At 38.5% G+C, this 17870-nt stretch carries 31 protein-coding genes and 1 pseudogene; all 32 read right to left on the bottom strand.

The genetic code is table 11. The features are described from left to right. A pseudogene (locus ACFCYN_RS16195) lies at positions 1-106 on the bottom strand (DNA-directed RNA polymerase subunit alpha); the annotation flags it as partial. Positions 107-272: 166 nt separating this feature from the next. After that, a complete protein-coding gene (gene rpsK, locus ACFCYN_RS16190; RefSeq protein WP_098121870.1) occupies positions 273-662 on the bottom strand; it encodes a 30S ribosomal protein S11 in 390 nt (129 codons plus the stop codon). A gap of 29 nt (positions 663-691) precedes the next feature. Further along, the gene (rpsM, locus tag ACFCYN_RS16185; RefSeq protein ID WP_098121869.1) at positions 692-1057 is read right to left on the bottom strand and encodes a 30S ribosomal protein S13; all 366 of its coding nucleotides are present in this window, start codon (positions 1055-1057) and stop codon (positions 692-694) included. Between the two features lie 21 nt (positions 1058-1078). Next, positions 1079-1192, bottom strand: coding sequence for a 50S ribosomal protein L36 (rpmJ, locus tag ACFCYN_RS16180; RefSeq protein ID WP_000868344.1), 114 nt, complete (start codon positions 1190-1192; stop codon positions 1079-1081). A gap of 38 nt (positions 1193-1230) precedes the next feature. After that, positions 1231-1449 (bottom strand): translation initiation factor IF-1, encoded by a 219-nt coding sequence (infA, locus tag ACFCYN_RS16175; protein ID WP_056467475.1) that lies wholly within the window; start codon positions 1447-1449, stop codon positions 1231-1233. 229 nt (positions 1450-1678) lie between these two features. Next, positions 1679-2329: an adenylate kinase gene (locus ACFCYN_RS16170; protein WP_172446637.1), complete on the bottom strand. Its 651-nt coding sequence runs from the start codon at positions 2327-2329 to the stop codon at positions 1679-1681. A 50-nt stretch (positions 2330-2379) separates the two neighbouring features. Next, a complete protein-coding gene (secY, locus tag ACFCYN_RS16165; protein WP_172446636.1) occupies positions 2380-3687 on the bottom strand; it encodes a preprotein translocase subunit SecY in 1308 nt (435 codons plus the stop codon). A 1-nt stretch (position 3688) separates the two neighbouring features. Further along, positions 3689-4129 carry a 50S ribosomal protein L15 gene (rplO, locus tag ACFCYN_RS16160; RefSeq protein ID WP_098121866.1) on the bottom strand — a complete coding sequence of 147 codons (441 nt, stop codon included), beginning with the start codon at positions 4127-4129 and terminating at the stop codon, positions 3689-3691. 30 nt (positions 4130-4159) lie between these two features. Next, entirely contained in the window at positions 4160-4342 is a 183-nt protein-coding gene (gene rpmD / locus ACFCYN_RS16155; protein WP_088070790.1) for a 50S ribosomal protein L30, read from the bottom strand. A 15-nt stretch (positions 4343-4357) separates the two neighbouring features. Beyond that, a complete protein-coding gene (rpsE, locus tag ACFCYN_RS16150) occupies positions 4358-4858 on the bottom strand; it encodes a 30S ribosomal protein S5 (RefSeq protein WP_056467462.1) in 501 nt (166 codons plus the stop codon). Positions 4859-4878: 20 nt separating this feature from the next. Then, positions 4879-5241, bottom strand: coding sequence for a 50S ribosomal protein L18 (rplR, locus tag ACFCYN_RS16145; RefSeq protein WP_098121865.1), 363 nt, complete (start codon positions 5239-5241; stop codon positions 4879-4881). 33 nt (positions 5242-5274) lie between these two features. Further along, entirely contained in the window at positions 5275-5811 is a 537-nt protein-coding gene (rplF, locus tag ACFCYN_RS16140; RefSeq protein WP_375950323.1) for a 50S ribosomal protein L6, read from the bottom strand. Between the two features lie 30 nt (positions 5812-5841). Beyond that, entirely contained in the window at positions 5842-6240 is a 399-nt protein-coding gene (rpsH, locus tag ACFCYN_RS16135; protein ID WP_098121863.1) for a 30S ribosomal protein S8, read from the bottom strand. A 33-nt stretch (positions 6241-6273) separates the two neighbouring features. Continuing rightward, entirely contained in the window at positions 6274-6459 is a 186-nt protein-coding gene (locus ACFCYN_RS16130) for a type Z 30S ribosomal protein S14 (protein ID WP_056467450.1), read from the bottom strand. Between the two features lie 34 nt (positions 6460-6493). Beyond that, positions 6494-7033 carry a 50S ribosomal protein L5 gene (gene rplE, locus ACFCYN_RS16125; protein ID WP_098121862.1) on the bottom strand — a complete coding sequence of 180 codons (540 nt, stop codon included), beginning with the start codon at positions 7031-7033 and terminating at the stop codon, positions 6494-6496. A gap of 28 nt (positions 7034-7061) precedes the next feature. Continuing rightward, complete coding sequence (rplX, locus tag ACFCYN_RS16120; RefSeq protein WP_098121861.1) at positions 7062-7373, bottom strand: 50S ribosomal protein L24; 312 nt, start codon at positions 7371-7373, stop codon at positions 7062-7064. 56 nt (positions 7374-7429) lie between these two features. Then, positions 7430-7798 carry a 50S ribosomal protein L14 gene (rplN, locus tag ACFCYN_RS16115; protein ID WP_088003815.1) on the bottom strand — a complete coding sequence of 123 codons (369 nt, stop codon included), beginning with the start codon at positions 7796-7798 and terminating at the stop codon, positions 7430-7432. 46 nt (positions 7799-7844) lie between these two features. Beyond that, a complete protein-coding gene (gene rpsQ / locus ACFCYN_RS16110) occupies positions 7845-8108 on the bottom strand; it encodes a 30S ribosomal protein S17 (protein WP_172446635.1) in 264 nt (87 codons plus the stop codon). Positions 8109-8129: 21 nt separating this feature from the next. Beyond that, positions 8130-8330, bottom strand: coding sequence for a 50S ribosomal protein L29 (gene rpmC, locus ACFCYN_RS16105; RefSeq protein WP_088044553.1), 201 nt, complete (start codon positions 8328-8330; stop codon positions 8130-8132). Further along, the gene (gene rplP, locus ACFCYN_RS16100; protein ID WP_098809309.1) at positions 8320-8754 is read right to left on the bottom strand and encodes a 50S ribosomal protein L16; all 435 of its coding nucleotides are present in this window, start codon (positions 8752-8754) and stop codon (positions 8320-8322) included. The genes rpmC and rplP overlap by 11 nt, the downstream gene beginning before the upstream one ends. Positions 8755-8756: 2 nt before the next feature. After that, positions 8757-9416: a 30S ribosomal protein S3 gene (rpsC, locus tag ACFCYN_RS16095; protein ID WP_172446634.1), complete on the bottom strand. Its 660-nt coding sequence runs from the start codon at positions 9414-9416 to the stop codon at positions 8757-8759. 3 nt (positions 9417-9419) lie between these two features. Beyond that, entirely contained in the window at positions 9420-9761 is a 342-nt protein-coding gene (gene rplV, locus ACFCYN_RS16090; protein ID WP_056467425.1) for a 50S ribosomal protein L22, read from the bottom strand. A 17-nt stretch (positions 9762-9778) separates the two neighbouring features. Then, positions 9779-10057, bottom strand: a complete 279-nt coding sequence (rpsS, locus tag ACFCYN_RS16085; protein ID WP_056467422.1) for a 30S ribosomal protein S19 — start codon at positions 10055-10057, stop codon at positions 9779-9781. A gap of 57 nt (positions 10058-10114) precedes the next feature. Beyond that, on the bottom strand, positions 10115-10945 hold the full coding sequence (gene rplB / locus ACFCYN_RS16080; RefSeq protein ID WP_056467419.1) for a 50S ribosomal protein L2: 831 nt from the start codon (positions 10943-10945) through the stop codon (positions 10115-10117). Positions 10946-10976: 31 nt separating this feature from the next. Beyond that, positions 10977-11267 (bottom strand): 50S ribosomal protein L23, encoded by a 291-nt coding sequence (rplW, locus tag ACFCYN_RS16075; RefSeq protein ID WP_172446633.1) that lies wholly within the window; start codon positions 11265-11267, stop codon positions 10977-10979. Then, positions 11267-11890 carry a 50S ribosomal protein L4 gene (gene rplD, locus ACFCYN_RS16070; protein ID WP_098121856.1) on the bottom strand — a complete coding sequence of 208 codons (624 nt, stop codon included), beginning with the start codon at positions 11888-11890 and terminating at the stop codon, positions 11267-11269. The genes rplW and rplD overlap by 1 nt, the downstream gene beginning before the upstream one ends. A 27-nt stretch (positions 11891-11917) precedes the next feature. Beyond that, positions 11918-12547, bottom strand: coding sequence for a 50S ribosomal protein L3 (rplC, locus tag ACFCYN_RS16065; RefSeq protein ID WP_098121855.1), 630 nt, complete (start codon positions 12545-12547; stop codon positions 11918-11920). A gap of 33 nt (positions 12548-12580) precedes the next feature. Continuing rightward, positions 12581-12889 (bottom strand): 30S ribosomal protein S10, encoded by a 309-nt coding sequence (gene rpsJ, locus ACFCYN_RS16060; RefSeq protein WP_056467407.1) that lies wholly within the window; start codon positions 12887-12889, stop codon positions 12581-12583. 335 nt (positions 12890-13224) lie between these two features. Beyond that, positions 13225-14412, bottom strand: a complete 1188-nt coding sequence (gene tuf / locus ACFCYN_RS16055; RefSeq protein WP_098121854.1) for an elongation factor Tu — start codon at positions 14410-14412, stop codon at positions 13225-13227. A 122-nt stretch (positions 14413-14534) separates the two neighbouring features. Then, positions 14535-16613, bottom strand: coding sequence for an elongation factor G (fusA, locus tag ACFCYN_RS16050; RefSeq protein ID WP_098121853.1), 2079 nt, complete (start codon positions 16611-16613; stop codon positions 14535-14537). Between the two features lie 233 nt (positions 16614-16846). Continuing rightward, positions 16847-17317: a 30S ribosomal protein S7 gene (gene rpsG, locus ACFCYN_RS16045; protein ID WP_056467395.1), complete on the bottom strand. Its 471-nt coding sequence runs from the start codon at positions 17315-17317 to the stop codon at positions 16847-16849. Positions 17318-17349: 32 nt separating this feature from the next. Beyond that, positions 17350-17772: a 30S ribosomal protein S12 gene (gene rpsL, locus ACFCYN_RS16040; RefSeq protein ID WP_056467392.1), complete on the bottom strand. Its 423-nt coding sequence runs from the start codon at positions 17770-17772 to the stop codon at positions 17350-17352. Between the last annotated feature and the right edge of the window lie 98 nt (positions 17773-17870).

Raw genomic sequence — 17870 nt, 5'->3', positions numbered from 1 at the left:
GCGTTGTACCATATCCACGCTCAAGTGGTTCAATAACGAATTTACCATATTTGGAATCGTCACTGATCTCAACCGTTTCGATTTTCGGCTTTTCGATTTCAATCATTTTTTAAACCCTCCTTCAAAACGTCGAAACCCTCGGTTAGACGATGCTAACCGAAAGTCCCTATTAGGCAGTTCCTAATTGTGCACAACAAGAGATGTCTGTTAATATTTGCCAAACATATATCATAATCCATTATAGACAATTTTTGAAAATTTATACAGACAAATTATACACGACGACGTTTTGGTGGACGGCATCCGTTATGTGGAACTGGAGTAACGTCTCTGATAGCAGTTACTTCAAGACCAGCAGCTTGAAGAGCACGGATAGCAGCCTCACGACCAGCACCCGGACCTTTAACCGTTACGTCAAGAGTTTTTAAACCATGTTCCATAGAAGTTTTAGCAGCAGTTTCAGCAGCCATTTGTGCAGCGAAAGGAGTAGATTTACGAGAACCTCTGAAACCTAATGCTCCAGCACTTGACCAAGAAATTGCGTTACCATGAACATCAGTGATTGTTACGATTGTGTTATTGAAAGTTGAACGAATATGAGCTGTACCAGCTTCAATATTCTTTTTCACACGACGTTTACGTACATTTGTTTTACGTGCCATGTTGAATACCCTCCTTTACTTAAAAAATATTATTTCTTCTTGTTCGCTACCGTACGGCGTGGGCCTTTACGAGTACGAGCATTGTTTTTAGTGTTTTGACCACGAACAGGTAAGTTACGACGGTGGCGAATACCACGATATGAACCGATTTCGATTAAACGTTTAATGTTTAAAGAAACTTCACGACGAAGATCCCCTTCAACTTTTAACTTGTCGACTAATTCACGAATTTTACCTAATTCTTCTTCTGTTAAATCACGTACACGTGTGTCTTCTGAAATACCAGCTTCAGCTAAGATTTTTTCAGAAGTTGCACGACCGATTCCGTATACATAAGTTAAAGAAACAACCACGCGTTTGTCGCGAGGAATATCTACACCAGCAATACGAGCCATTCTAGTGCACCTCCTTCTTTATTAACCTTGTTTTTGTTTATGTTTTGGATTTTCACAAATTACCATTACTTTACCACGTCTGCGGATAACTTTACATTTTTCACAGATTGGTTTTACTGATGGTCTCACTTTCATGATTTCAACCTCCTTGTAGATTACGGAGTGCATAATTATTATTTAAAACGGTACGTAATACGGCCACGAGTTAAATCATATGGAGATAGTTCAACAGTTACCTTGTCACCTGGAAGAATACGAATGAAGTTCATACGAATTTTACCAGAAACGTGTGCAAGAACTACATGACCATTTTCTAATTCAACTTTGAACATCGCATTCGGAAGTGTTTCCGTAACGGTACCTTCAATTTCAATTACATCATCTTTCGCCATTAGGGCATTCTCCTTTCTTCGAATCAGTAGCTTGCTTGTAGGCAAACATACGCTTAGGAACATTAAGCCAAAGTGCTCTGATAAGTTGGAGATTTTTTGGCCTACAAAAGACCTATGTTATATCAATCGTTCCAAGCAAAGCTAAGTTTAAGCTTTTAAATAATAGTATCAGTTTTGACGAAATGACAAAACGTCATACGCATGGAACGACGATCCTATCGTTCAATTATTAAACTAACTCTTTTAAAAGATTATCAATGTCCGTAAAAACTTTGTTAATCTCTTGTTCACCTTCAATTGTTTTTACATAACCAAGGTTATTATAAAAATCAAGTAAAGGCTGAGTTTGTTTGATATTTACTTCAAGACGGTTCGCAACTGTTTCTTCATTATCATCCGCACGTTGATAAAGTTCTCCACCACATTTTGGGCAAATACCTTCTTCAACAGGAGGATTGAAAATTAAGTGATAAGTAGCTCCACAGTCTTTGCAAATACGACGACCTGTTAAACGTTCAATTAAAAGTTGTTGGTCTACATGAATGTTTAACACGAAGTCAATTTTACGATTCATTACTTTCAGAGTCTCTTCTAGTGCTTCAGCCTGCGCAACTGTTCTAGGAAAGCCATCCAATAAGAAACCGTTTTGGCAATCATCTTTAGCTAATCGTTCACGTACAATACCAATTGTTACCTCATCGGGAACAAGATGACCTTGATCCATAAACGATTTTGCTTGAAGACCTAGTTCTGTGCCGTCTTTAATCGCTGCACGGAACATATCGCCAGTAGATATATGAGGAATGCCGTATTTTTCGACAATTTTCTCAGCTTGTGTGCCTTTGCCTGCACCAGGAAGTCCCATTAGAATTAAATTCATGGTTAATCCTCCTCTAAATTAGGAGAGCAATAGGGAAAATTATCAATTCCCTACGCTCGATCTTTAATAAAGCCTTTGTAGTTTCTCTTAACAAGCTGACTTTCTAATTGTTTCATTGTTTCAAGTGCAACTCCGACTACGATTAGTAAACTTGTACCTCCAATTTGAGCTGAAGGTGGTAAGTTCGCAATTTTACCAAATACAATTGGTAATAAAGCGATGACAGCTAAGAAAATAGCTCCTACGAAAGTTAAGCGATATAAGACTTTAATGATATATTCTTGAGTGCTTTTACCTGGGCGAATGCCTGGGATATAGCCACCTTGCTTCTGTAAATTTTCAGCCATTTGTTCTGGGTTAGCCTGAACAAATGTATAAAAATAAGTGAATGCAATGATCAAGATTAAATAAAATGCCATTCCCCATGGATTGTTATACGTAAAATGCGTTTTAATCCAATCAGTTACGTTGTTACTAGGTAAAAACGAAGCGATTGTTGATGGAGTGATTAAAAATGAAACAGCGAAGATTACCGGAATAACCCCAGCACCATTTACTTTTAATGGCAAGTGAGTTGATTGTCCTCCGACATAACTATTATTACCATTGTTACGTTTAGCATATTGAATTGGAATTTTACGATTAGCTTGTTGGATGTAAATTACAGCTACGATTACTAATAGTAAAACTAAAAACACTAAGCCAACTTTAACAATATTTAAGAATAGCGCGTCTCCAGCACCTTTAAATTGTTGCTGATAGACTTGGTTCATTGTATTAGGTATAGCAGCAACTATACCACCAAAGATGATAACTGATATACCGTTCCCAACACCTTTAGCAGTAATCTGCTCACCTAACCACAATAAGAAAGATGTTCCAGCTGTTAGTACAATTGCTATATAAAGATAGGTTGACCAACCTGGATTTTCTATTAACATTCCGCCAGTAACATTATTCATACTGATTGATAACCCAATTGCTTCTACAAAACCGAGAATAATTGTGATATATCTAGTCAGTTGAGTAAGTTTACGTCGACCAATCTCACCTTGCTTCGACCATTCAGTTAATTTAGGAACTACGTCCATTTGAAGTAACTGGATAATGATTGAAGCAGTAATGTAAGGCATTATACCCATTGCAAAAATCGAGAACTGTTTAAGAGCTCCTCCACCGAAAGTATTTAGAACTCCAAATACGCTCAATGAGCTATCTTGAGAAGCTAAAACCTCAGCGTTGACGTTTGGAACAGGTATAAACGTCCCAATACGAAATACAATTAACATTAATAACGTAAAGAATATTTTTTTTCTAATATCTGCAATGCGCATAAAGTTGGAGATTGTCCGGAACATTTTAGATCACCTCAGCATTTCCACCAGCTGCTTCGATTGCCTCTACTGCAGAAGATGAGAACTTGTGAGCTTTAACAGTAAGTTTAACTTCTAACTTACCATTACCTAAAATTTTAATACCAGATAATTCTTTACGAACAATACCAGTTTCAATCAGTAACTCAGGAGTTACTTCAGTTCCGTTTTCGAAGCGGTTTAACGTTTCAACATTAACGATTGCGTAATCTTTACGGTTGATGTTAGTGAAACCACGTTTTGGTAAACGACGGAATAAAGGAGTTTGACCACCTTCAAATCCAAGACGAACACCGCCACCTGAACGAGCGTTTTGTCCTTTATGACCTTTACCAGCAGTTTTACCAGTACCAGAACCAATACCACGACCGATACGTTTAGATACTTTACGAGAACCTTCTGTAGGTTTTAATTCATGAAGTTTCATTAGGGCACCTCCTTACTTATTCATGTTTCATTAAATTTCTTTTACAGATACAAGGTGAGAAACTTTGTTAATCATCCCACGCATTGCAGCGTTATCTTCTTTAACAACAGTTTGGTTTGTTTTAGTAATTCCTAAAGCACGAACTGTTGCTATTTGATCTTGTTTACGACCAATAACACTACGAGTAAGGGTAATTTCTAACTGTTTAGCCATCGTTATCCCTCCTTATTAACCTAGTAATTCTTCTACAGATTTACCACGTAATTTAGCAACTTCATCCGCACGTTTCAAGTTACTTAAACCTTCGATAGTAGCACGTACAATGTTTACCGGTGTGTTTGAACCAAGAGATTTAGATAAAATATCATGTACTCCAGCAAGTTCTAATACCGCACGAACAGGACCTCCTGCGATAACTCCAGTACCTTCAGAAGCAGGTTTTAAGAATACTTCACCAGCTCCAAAACGACCAGTAATTACGTGAGGAATTGTAGTTCCAACGATTGGTACATTAATTAGATTTTTCTTAGCATCTTCAACAGCTTTACGGATTGCATCAGGTACTTCTTGAGCTTTACCAGTACCAAAACCAACATGACCGTTTTTGTCACCAACAACTACTAATGCTGCAAAGCGGAAACGACGTCCACCTTTTACAACTTTAGCAACACGGTTGATCGTAACTAAGCGTTCTTCAAGCTCTAATTTATTAGGATCAATGCGACGCATGTATGTCCCTCCTTCTTTTATTAAAATTGTAAACCAGCTTCACGAGCAGCTTCAGCTAAAGCTTTTACGCGACCATGATATAAGTAACCACCGCGGTCGAATACAACTTCAGTAACACCTTTTTCAGTAGCGCGTTTTGCAACTAATCCACCTACTAAAGATGCTGCATCGATATTACCAGTACCATTTAAAGTTAATTCTTTATCTAAAGTTGATGCACTTGCTAATGTAACACCATTAACATCATCAATGATTTGAGCATAGATATGGTTGTTTGAACGATAAACGTTTAAACGTGGACGTTCTTGAGTACCAGATAATTTAGTACGAACACGAGCATGTCTTTTTTTACGTACTGCATTTTTATCAGCCTTAAAGATCATCTTGGTCACTCCTTTCTCTTATCTAGTTATAGATTACTTCGCAGTTTTACCTTCTTTACGACGAACCATTTCGCCTTCGTAACGAATACCTTTACCTTTGTAAGGCTCTGGTGGACGTACTTGACGGATGTAAGCAGCAAGTGCGCCTACACGTTCTTTGTCGATACCTTTAATACTGATTTTAGTATTTGAAGGTACTTCGATTTCAACACCATTCTCAGGAGTGATCTCAACTGGGTGAGAGAAACCAACAGCTAAAACAAGTTTGTCACCTGTTTTTGTTGCACGGTAACCTACCCCAACTAGTTCAAGGTTACGAGTATAACCATTAGTTACACCTTCAACCATGTTTCCTAAGATAGCACGAGTTGTACCATGAAGAGCACGGTGCTCTTTATTATCAGTTGGACGTGCAACTGTTAATACATTCTCGTTTAATTCGATTGTCATATCAGGACTAAAAGTACGAGTTAACTCACCTTTAGGTCCTTTTACTGTAATAGTATTGTTGTTATTAGTAAGAGTAACTCCAGCAGTAATTACAAGTTCTTTTTTACCAACACGAGACATTCACTACACCTCCATTCTCTCTGTGTTTTATTACCAAACGTATGCTAAGATTTCGCCACCAGTTTTAGCTTGACGAGCTTCTTTATCTGTCATTACACCTTTAGATGTTGAAATAATTGCAACACCTAAACCGTTAAGTACGCGAGGTACTTCGTCAGCTTTCGCGTAAACGCGTAAGCCAGGCTTAGAGATTCTTTTTAATCCAGTGATAACACGTTCGTTGTTCACACCATATTTTAAGAAAATACGGATGATACCTTGTTTATCATCTTCAATGTACTCAACGTCACGGATGAAACCTTCACGTTTTAGAATTTCAGCAACTTCTTTCTTTAGGTTAGAACCTGGGAATTCTAATTTCTCGTGACGTACCATGTTCGCATTACGAATGCGAGTAAGCATATCTGCAATAGGATCTGTCATGACCATGTTCAGATAACCTCCTTCCTAATATCTATTGAATTACCAACTAGCTTTTTTAACGCCAGGGATTTGTCCTTTATAAGCAAGTTCACGGAAACAAATACGGCAAAGTTTAAATTTACGTAATACTGAGTGTGGACGTCCGCAACGTTCGCAACGTGTATACTCTTGTACTTTAAATTTCTGAGCACGTTTTTGTTTCGCAATCATTGATTTTTTAGCCACGTTTTCGCCTCCTCTTCTTTAGCGCTGGCTTTCATTATTTTTGAAAAGGCATTCCAAATAATGTTAGCATTTCACGAGCTTCTTCATCAGTATTTGCAGTAGTTACAATAACGATGTCCATACCACGTACTTTGTTTACTTTATCATAATCAATCTCTGGGAAGATTAATTGCTCTTTAACACCTAATGTGTAGTTTCCACGGCCATCGAATGACTTTTTAGAGATCCCACGGAAGTCACGTACACGAGGTAAAGTTACAGCAACTAATTTTTCAAAGAATTCGTACATACGCTCACCGCGTAATGTAACTTTCGCACCGATAGGCATTCCTTCACGAAGACGGAATTGAGCGATTGATTTTTTAGCTCTAGTTACAACAGGCTTTTGACCTGCGATTAAAGTTAATTCCTCAACAGCAGTATCTAATGCTTTTGAATTTGAAACAGCCTCACCAACACCCATGTTGATGACGATCTTTTCAATTTTTGGCACTTGCATAACTGATTTATAGTTAAACTTGCTCACAAGAGCAGGAGTGATTTCATTTTGATATTTCTCGACTAGGCGGTTCATTCAGTTGACCTCCTTTCATAAATTTCTATTATTTATCAAGTAATTCGCCTGATTTTTTTGCAATACGTACTTTTTTACCATCCACTAATTGGTAACCTACGCGTGTAGGTACTCCAGTTTTTGGATCTAATGCCATAACATTAGAAACATGGATTGGTGCTTCTTTCTCGATGATGCCACCTTGTGGGTTAGCTTGAGTAGGTTTTGAGTGTTTTTTAATGATGTTAACACCCTCAACAAGTACGCGGTTTTTCTTTGGAAAAGCAGCAAGGATCACACCTTGTTTTCCTTTGTCTTTACCAGAGATAACTTGAACTTTATCACCTTTTTTTACATGCATCTTCTTCGTGCACCTCCTTAATAAGGCTTTCTGAAGTATTTATTAAAGTACATTAATTAAAGTACTTCTGGAGCTAATGATACGATTTTCATGAAGTTGCTATCACGTAATTCACGTGCAACTGGTCCGAAAATACGAGTACCACGTGGGCTCTTATCATCTTTAATGATAACAGCTGCGTTTTCATCAAAACGGATGTAAGTACCATCTGGACGACGAACACCACGTTTCGTACGAACGATAACAGCTTTGACTACATCACCTTTTTTAACAACGCCACCTGGTGTTGCTTGTTTTACTGTACAAACGATGATATCACCAATGTTTGCAGTTTTACGGCCTGAACCACCTAATACTTTAATAGTAAGTAATTCACGAGCACCTGAATTGTCAGCAACTTTTAAACGAGTTTCTTGTTGGATCATGTCAAATTGACCTCCTTTCGGATTAAGAATGATATCCGATCATCTATTAGATAATAACAGCTTCTTGTACGATTTCAACTAAACGGAAACGTTTTGTAGCTGATAATGGACGAGTCTCCATGATTTTTACGATATCGCCAACTTTTGCAGCGTTTAGCTCATCGTGCGCTTTATATTTCTTAGAATATTTAACGCGTTTTCCGTATAGTTTATGTGTTTTATAAGTTTCAACTACAACAGTAATTGTCTTATCCATCTTGTCAGAAACTACACGTCCTGTGTAAACTTTACGTTGGTTACGTTCGCTCACTGTGCAAACCTCCCCTCATTATTAATTATTAGAGTTAATTTCTCTTTCACGTACTACAGTTTTCATACGAGCAATACCTTTACGAACCTCACGAATACGCGCAGTGTTCTCTAATTGACCTGTAGCTAATTGGAAACGAAGGTTGAATAACTCTTCTTTAAGAGATTTCACTTTTAATTCAATTTCAGCAGTAGTAAGATCGCGAATCTCATTAGTTTTCATTAGAATCACCACCATTGTCTTCGCGTTTTACGAATTTACATTTAACTGGTAATTTGTGAGCAGCTAAGCGAAGTGCTTCACGAGCTATCTCTTCAGATACACCAGCGATTTCGAACATAATTTTGCCAGGTTTAACAACTGCAACCCAACCTTCTGGAGCACCTTTACCACTACCCATACGAACCTCAAGAGGTTTTGCAGTGTAAGGTTTAGAAGGGAAGATCTTAATCCATACTTTACCGCCACGTTTCATGTAACGAGTCATTGCACGACGCGCTGCTTCAATTTGACGGTTAGTAATCCAAGAAGCTTCAGTTGATTGTAAACCGAATTCACCGAATGCAATTTCAGTACCACCTTTGGCACGTCCACGCATTTTTCCACGATGTTCTCTTCTATATTTAACACGTTTAGGCATTAACATAATTAATTTCCTCCTTCCTCAGAAGCTTTCTTTTTTGTAGGAAGAACTTCACCTTTGTAGATCCATACTTTTACGCCTAGTTTACCGTATGTTGTATCTGCTTCTGCAGTTGCATAATCGATATCCGCACGTAATGTATGAAGTGGCACTGTACCTTCACTATATGATTCTGAACGAGCAATATCTGCTCCGCCAAGACGACCAGAAACTTGTGTTTTAATACCTAATGCACCAGCACGCATAGCACGTTGAAGTACTTGCTTTTGAGCACGACGGAATGAAACACGGTTTTCTAATTGACGAGCGATGTTTTCAGCTACTAATTTAGCATCAAGATCTGCTCTTTTAATTTCGATGATGTTAATATGAACACGTTTGCCAGTAAGTTTGTTTAAAGCTTTACGAAGAGCTTCAACTTCTGAACCACCTTTACCGATTACCATACCTGGTTTTGCAGTGTGTACAGTGATGTTTACACGGTTAGCAGCTCTTTCGATTTCTACTTTAGATACAGCAGAATCTTTTAAACGAGTGCTAATGTACTCACGAATTTTGATATCTTCATGTAAAAGATCAGCGTAGTCTTTTTCAGCGTACCATTTAGATTCCCAATCTTTAATAATACCAACTCGAAGTCCGACTGGATTTACCTTTTGTCCCATCGATTATCCCTCCTTCTTCTCTGATACCACGATTGTAATGTGGCTTGTACGTTTGTTGATTGCGCTAGCACGTCCTTGTGCACGAGGGCGGAAACGTTTTAAAGTAGCACCTTCATCAACGAATACTTTTTCGATGTATAAGTTATTAACATCCATATCATAGTTATGCTCTGCGTTAGCAATAGCAGATTTTAATAATTTTTCTACAACAGGAGAAGCAGTTTTCGGTGTGTGTCGAAGGATTGCGATCGCTTCGCCCACTTGTTTACCTCGGATTAAATCGACTACTAGACGAACTTTACGAGGAGCGATACGAACTGTTCTCAGTACAGCTTTAGCTTGCATTGGAGTGCCTCCTCTCATTATCTTCTAGTTTTCTTGTCATCCGCATCGTGACCTTTGTAAGTACGAGTTGGAGCAAATTCACCAAGTTTGTGACCTACCATATCTTCCGATACATATACAGGTACGTGTTTACGACCATCGTATACTGCAATAGTATGTCCGATAAATTGTGGGAAAATAGTCGAACGACGTGACCAAGTTTTTACAACTTGCTTAGAGTCAGTTTCGTTTAATTTCTCAACTTTAGTTAATAAGTGATCATCAATAAATGGACCTTTTTTCAGGCTGCGTCCCATTGTGGTACCTCCCTTCGTGATTGACCTACGGTTCTGGTGAACCGTAGCACAACCGCGTTATTTTTTACGACGACGAACGATAAATTTGTCTGACGCTTTGTTTTTCTTACGAGTTTTGTAACCAAGAGTTGGTTTACCCCATGGAGACATTGGTGATTTACGTCCGATTGGAGAGCGTCCTTCACCACCACCGTGTGGGTGATCAACTGGGTTCATTACAGATCCACGTACAGTTGGGCGTTTACCCATCCAACGAGAACGACCTGCTTTACCGATGTTAATAAGTTCGTGATGTTCGTTACCTACTTGACCTACTGTCGCGCGGCAAGTAGCTAAGATCATACGTACTTCACCAGAGTTTAAACGAACTAGTACATAACGGTCTTCTTTACCTAATACTTGTGCAGAAGTACCAGCTGAACGTACTAATTGTCCTCCACGACCTGGTTTTAACTCGATGTTGTGAATTGTAGTACCTACTGGAATGTTTACAAGTGGTAAAGCGTTACCTACTTTAATATCAGCTTCAGGTCCTGAAACGATTTCCATTCCTACTACTAAGTTTTTAGGAGCTAGGATATAACGTTTTTCTCCATCAGCGTAGTTAATTAACGCAATGTTTGCAGAACGGTTTGGATCGTACTCGATTGTAGCAACGCGTCCTGGTATACCATCTTTATCTCGTTTGAAATCGATGATACGGTATTGACGTTTGTGTCCACCACCTTGGTGACGAACAGTAATTTTACCTTGGTTGTTACGGCCAGCTTTTTTGCTAAGTGGTGCAAGTAATGATTTTTCTGGTTTATCAGTAGTGATCTCAGCAAAATCATTAGTAGTCATACCACGGCGACCGTTAGTGGTTGGTTTATACTTTTTGATTCCCATCGTAATTTCCCTCCTTTTCTAGTAATTAGTATTAAACGCCTTCGAATAATGTGATTTCTTGGCTATCAGTAGTTAATTTAACGATTGCTTTTCTACGACGGTTAGTGTAACCAGCATGTTTACCCATACGTTTAAACTTACCTTTGTAGTTCATTACGTTAACTTTCTCTACTTTAACACCGAAGATTGCTTCAACAGCATCTTTAACTTCAGTTTTATTAGCTCTTACATCAACTTCAAAAGTGTATTTTTTTTCAGAAATTGCTTCCATAGAAGCTTCAGTGATAACTGGGCGTTTGATAATATCGCGAGGATCCTTCATTATACAAGCACCTCCTCTACTTTTTGCACCGCAGCTTTAGTCATGATTAGAGTATCATGATGTAAAACGTCGATTACGTTTACTTCATTAGCCGCAAGAACTGTAATTCCAGGTAAGTTGCGAGCAGATAAAGCTACGTTTTCATTTAGGTCAGCTGTTACGATTAAGACTTTCTTTTGAACTGATAAGCCTTGTAATACAGTAACCATATCTTTTGTTTTTGGTGCATTTAACGCTAAATCTTCAAGCACTAACATGCTTTGCTCTAATACTTTTGTAGATAAAGCAGATTTAATCGCTAAGCGACGTACCTTTTTAGGTAATTTATATGAATATGATCTTGGAGCTGGACCGAATACGATACCACCACCACGCCATTGTGGAGAACGGATTGAACCTTGACGAGCACGGCCAGTTCCTTTTTGTCTCCATGGTTTACGACCACCACCACGTACTTCAGAACGTGTTTTTACTTTGTGAGTACCTTGACGTAAAGACGCACGTTGCATCATTACAGCATCAAATAAAACGTGTTCGTTTGGAGCAATTCCGAAAACAGCATCTGCTAATTCGATTTCTCCTACTTGAGCACCTGTTTGATTAAACATAGTAACTTTAGGCATTTCATTTCCTCCTTTCTTCTAAATTAATTATTTAGATTTAACCGCAGTACGGATTGTTACGTAAGATTTTTTAGAACCAGGTACATTACCTTTTACTAAAAGTAAGTTACGTTCAACGTCAACTTTAACGATTTGTAGGTTTTGTACAGTTACTTTTTCTCCACCCATTTGACCAGGTAAAGCTTTGTTTTTGAATACACGGTTCGGAGCAACAGGACCCATTGAACCTGGACGACGGTGGTAACGAGAACCGTGAGACATTGGTCCACGAGATTGGTTGTGGCGCTTAATGCTACCTTGGAATCCTTTACCTTTTGAAGTACCAGTTACATCAACGATGTCACCATTTGCAAAAATATCTACTTTGACTTCTTGACCAACTTCATAAGCTGTTACGTCAGCATTGCGAAGTTCACGAACGAAGCGCTTAGGTGCAGTGTTTGCTTTAGCAGAGTGTCCTTTTTCTGGTTTGTTAGCTAATTTCTCACGTTTGTCAGCAAATCCGATTTGGATTGCTTCATAACCGTCAGTTTCAGTAGTTTTCTTTTGTAAAACCACGTTTGGAGTAGCTTCGATTACAGTTACTGGAATTAACTCACCGTTTTCAGCAAATACTTGTGTCATACCGATCTTTTTCCCTAAGATTCCTTTAGTCATAAGTCACACCTCCTGAATTTATATATAATGTTATTAAAGTTTGATTTCAATATCAACGCCAGATGGTAAATCTAGTCTCATTAATGAATCAACTGTTTGTGGAGTTGGATTCACGATATCGATTAAACGTTTGTGTGTGCGCATTTCGAATTGCTCACGAGAATCTTTGTATTTATGAACCGCACGAAGGATCGTGTAAACTGATTTCTCAGTTGGTAATGGAATCGGACCAGATACAGAAGCACCAGAACGTTTCGCTGTTTCAACGATTTTCTCTGCAGATTGATCTAAAATACGGTGATCATAAGCTTTTAAACGAATACGAATTTTTTCTTTTGCCATAATTTTCCCTCCTTTTTCGCCTATTTAAGTAATAGACATACTCCATGGAAATTTCCTTACACTCGCCATGGCAAAGCGGCCGGGTGTATCAGCAACCTTCCATTTCTACGCAGTCAAAGACCAACATCATCTATTATACATAAAAAATAATGCTATTGCAAGCATTTGTTATAAGTTTAAATAAATTAATGTTTTGCCGTCTTTAGTACTTAGTTATTATATTATCTTCGTTTATTAAAATCAAGCAAGAATCGGTTTTCTATTATAATAAAAATATTTCCAATTTACATAAAAAAAAACTTAGAAGAATAAATCTTCTAAGCTTTTAAGTTTAATTATTCAACGATTGTAGCAACTACACCAGCACCTACAGTACGTCCACCCTCACGGATAGAGAACTTAGTACCTTCTTCAACAGCGATTGCGTTGATTAACTCAACAGTCATTTCGATGTTGTCACCAGGCATAACCATTTCAACGCCTTCTGGTAATTGGATGATTCCAGTTACGTCAGTTGTACGGAAATAGAATTGTGGACGGTAGTTAGCGAAGAATGGAGTGTGACGTCCACCTTCTTCTTTAGATAAAACGTAAACTTCAGCTTTGAACTTAGTGTGTTGTTTAACTGAACCTGGTTTAGCTAAAACTTGACCACGTTGGATATCGTCACGAGCAACCCCACGAAGAAGTGCACCGATGTTATCTCCAGCTTCTGCTTGATCAAGAAGTTTACGGAACATTTCTACACCTGTTACAGTAGTTGATTTTGGCTCTTCAGTGAAACCGATGATTTCGATTACTTCACCAACTTTAACTACTCCACGCTCAACACGACCAGTAGCTACTGTTCCACGACCAGTGATTGAGAATACATCCTCAACTGGCATTAAGAAAGGCTTGTCAGTTTCACGAGCTGGTGTTGGGATGTAAGAATCAACTTCAGCCATTAATTCATGAATTTTAGCTTCCCACTCAGCATCTCCTTCAAGAGCTTTAAGTGCAGAACCTTTGATTACTGGAATGTCATCGCCAGGGAATTCGTATTCTGATAAAAGATCACGGATTTCCATTTCAACTAATTCAAGTAATTCTTCGTCGTCAACCATGTCACATTTGTTCATGAATACTACGATGTAAGGTACACCTACTTGACGAGATAAAAGAATGTGCTCACGAGTTTGAGGCATTGGACCATCAGCAGCAGAAACTACTAAGATACCACCGTCCATTTGAGCAGCACCAGTGATCATGTTTTTAACATAGTCAGCGTGACCTGGGCAGTCAACGTGTGCATAGTGACGAGTTTCAGTTTCATACTCAACGTGTGCAGTAGAGATTGTGATACCACGTTCTCTTTCTTCTGGAGCACCATCGATTTGATCGTAAGCGCGAGCTTCAGCTCCACCTACTTTAGCTAATACAGTTGTAATAGCAGCAGTTAATGTAGTTTTACCATGGTCAACGTGTCCGATTGTACCAATGTTAACGTGTGGTTTTACACGTTCGAATTTAGCTTTACCCATTGTAAAAATCCTCCTTATAATTAAGAAAATTAATTTTTAGTTTTATTATTATGCTACAAGAGGGTGAGACACCCTTTGTAGCTAACATAAATAGTTATACATGATGAGAACTAAATAATCAATTACTCACCTTTATATTTTTTGATAATTTCTTCTGAGATTGATTTTGGTACATCTTCATAGTGGTCAAATACCATTGAGAACGTTCCACGACCTTGTGTGTTAGAACGTAATGAAGTTGCATAACCAAACATTTCAGAAAGAGGTACCATTGCACGTACTACTTGAGCGTTACCACGTGCTTCCATACCTTCAACGCGTCCACGACGAGAAGTAATATCACCCATGATATCTCCTAAGTATTCCTCAGGGATAACAACTTCTACTTTCATTAATGGTTCAAGTAGAACTGGGTTACATTTCTTAACAGCGTTTTTAAGAGCTAAAGAAGCAGCTACTTTAAACGCCATCTCGTTTGAGTCAACATCATGGTATGAACCGTCAAAAAGACGAGCTTTAATGTCGATTAGTGGGAATCCAGCTAATACACCATTTTTAAGAGAGTCTTCAAGACCTGCAGCTACTGCTGGGATGTATTCACGAGGAACAACACCACCAACGATACCATTTTCAAATTCAAAGCCTTTTCCTTCTTCGTTAGGTGAGAATTCAATCCAAACATGTCCGAATTGTCCACGTCCACCTGACTGACGAACGAATTTCCCTTCTACTTGTGCAGAAGAACGGAAAGTTTCACGGTATGCTACTTGAGGAGCACCAACGTTAGCTTCTACTTTAAATTCACGACGCATACGGTCAACGATGATATCAAGGTGAAGTTCACCCATACCAGCGATGATTACTTGACCAGTTTCTTGGTCAGTATGTGCACGGAATGTTGGATCTTCTTCAGTTAATTTAACTAATGCTTGACCCATTTTATCTTGGTCAGCCTTAGATTTTGGCTCGATTGCGATTGAGATAACTGGTTCTGGGAACTCCATAGACTCAAGAATTACTAGATTCTTTTCATCACATAAAGTATCTCCAGTTGTAGTATCTTTAAGACCTACAGCCGCAGCGATATCTCCAGCATATACTTTCGAAATCTCTTGACGAGAGTTAGCATGCATTTGTAGGATACGACCTACACGCTCACGCTTACCTTTCGTAGAGTTTTGAACGTATGAACCAGATTCTAACGTACCTGAGTAAACTCGGAAGAACGTTAATTTACCAACATAAGGATCAGTCATGATTTTGAATGCTAAAGCTGCGAAAGGCTCTTCATCACTTGATGGAACTACTTTCTCTTCTTCAGTATCAGGTAATGTTCCTTTGATAGCTGGTACATCTAATGGAGATGGTAGGTAATCAATAACTGCATCAAGCATTAATTGAACACCTTTGTTTTTGAAAGCAGAACCACAAACTACTGGGTAGAATTGTACTGAACATGTAGCTGTACGAATAGCAGCTTTTAATTCAGCAAGTGTGATTTCTTCACCTTCAAGATATTTCATCATTAATTCTTCGTCTAGCTCAGCTACCGCTTCGATTAAACGACCACGGTACTCATCAGCTAATTCTTGATATTCTTCAGGAATTTCGATAGTTTCAATGTCAGTTCCTAAGTCATTATTGTACTTAATAGCTTTCATTTCAACTAGGTCAACAATACCCCAGAAGTTATCTTCAGCACCCATCGCTAATTGGATTGGGTGTGCGTTAGCTTGTAAACGGTCATGTAATGTACCTACAGAGTATAAGAAATCCGCGCCGATTTTATCCATTTTATTAACGAATACTACACGTGGAACTCCGTAAGTAGTTGCTTGACGCCAAACTGTTTCAGTTTGAGGCTCAACACCTGATTGTGCATCAAGTACTGCTACTGCGCCATCAAGTACACGTAATGAACGTTCAACTTCTACAGTGAAGTCTACGTGACCTGGAGTATCAATGATATTTACACGGTGGTTATCCCATTGAGCTGTTGTAGCAGCAGATGTGATAGTGATACCACGCTCTTGCTCTTGCTCCATCCAGTCCATTTGTGAAGCTCCTTCATGAGTTTCACCAATTTTGTGAATACGACCTGTGTAATAAAGGATACGCTCAGTTGTTGTTGTTTTACCAGCATCAATGTGAGCCATGATCCCAATATTACGAGTGTTATTTAAGGAGAACTCTCTTGTCATCAGGGTTCTTTCTCCCTTCCAGTATTAGTTAGGATTTTTTAGTACAAGAAAAAGTTATTCCTATACATACCTCATGTTATTAAGTTAAGCAAGCACTACAATCAAAGAACAATTATGATCCTAAGTTATGTAATCCGACGTTCACCTATTTTATCTAGCGAGCTAAATAATAAATAGGTGAACGACTTAACCAACATTCATTATGTGCAGAAATAACTAAATTGCTTTTAATCTTACCAACGGTAGTGAGCAAACGCTTTGTTCGCTTCTGCCATTTTGTGTGTATCTTCACGTTTCTTAACTGCAGAACCTGAGTTGTTAGCTGCGTCAAGAATTTCGTTAGCTAAACGCTCTTCCATCGTTTTTTCTCCACGAAGACGAGCATAGTTTACTAACCAACGTAGACCTAGAGTAGTACGACGCTCTGGACGTACCTCAACTGGTACTTGGTAGTTTGAACCACCAACACGACGAGCTCTTACTTCTAGAACTGGCATGATATTTTTAAGAGCTGCTTCGAATACTTCCATTGGTTCTTTACCAGAACGTTCTTGGATTAATTCAAATGCTCCGTATAAGATAGCTTGAGATTTTCCTCTTTTTCCGTCAATCATCATTTTGTTGATTAAACGAGAAACTAACTTTGAATTATAAAGTGGATCTGGTAATACATCTCTTTTTGCAACAGGACCTTTACGTGGCATGTTATTTCCTCCTTTCGGCTAGTTGTTATTTATTACTTCTTAGCTGCTTTTGGTCTCTTAGTTCCGTATTTAGAACGACCTTGCATACGCTTGTCAACACCTGCAGTATCTAATGCACCACGAACGATATGGTAACGTACCCCCGGTAAATCTTTTACTCGTCCACCACGGATAAGAACAACACTGTGCTCTTGTAAGTTGTGTCCGATACCTGGGATATAAGCAGTTACCTCGATTTGGTTTGTTAAACGTACACGAGCATATTTACGTAATGCTGAGTTCGGTTTCTTTGGAGTCATAGTACCAACACGAGTACAAACACCACGTTTTTGTGGAGCTGATAAATCAGTTGATTTTTTCTTTAATGAGTTGAAACCTTTATTTAATGCTGGTGATTTTGATTTCCATACTTTAGAAGTACGTCCATTACGCACTAACTGGTTAATAGTAGGCATGAGTTTTCCTCCCTTCAAATATTTATAAGACCACACATCCAGGTGGTTCATAATAAGTTGAAAACAAAGTTTTTGCAAGAAGGAAGAAGACTTCCTTC

Origin of the sequence: Gottfriedia sp. NPDC056225, assembly GCF_042267765.1 — a bacterium.
Taxonomy (GTDB): Bacteria; Bacillota; Bacilli; order Bacillales; family Bacillaceae_G; genus Gottfriedia.
The sequence above is the reverse complement of the archived record's forward strand: the minus strand, read 5'-3'. Positions and strand labels throughout refer to the sequence as shown.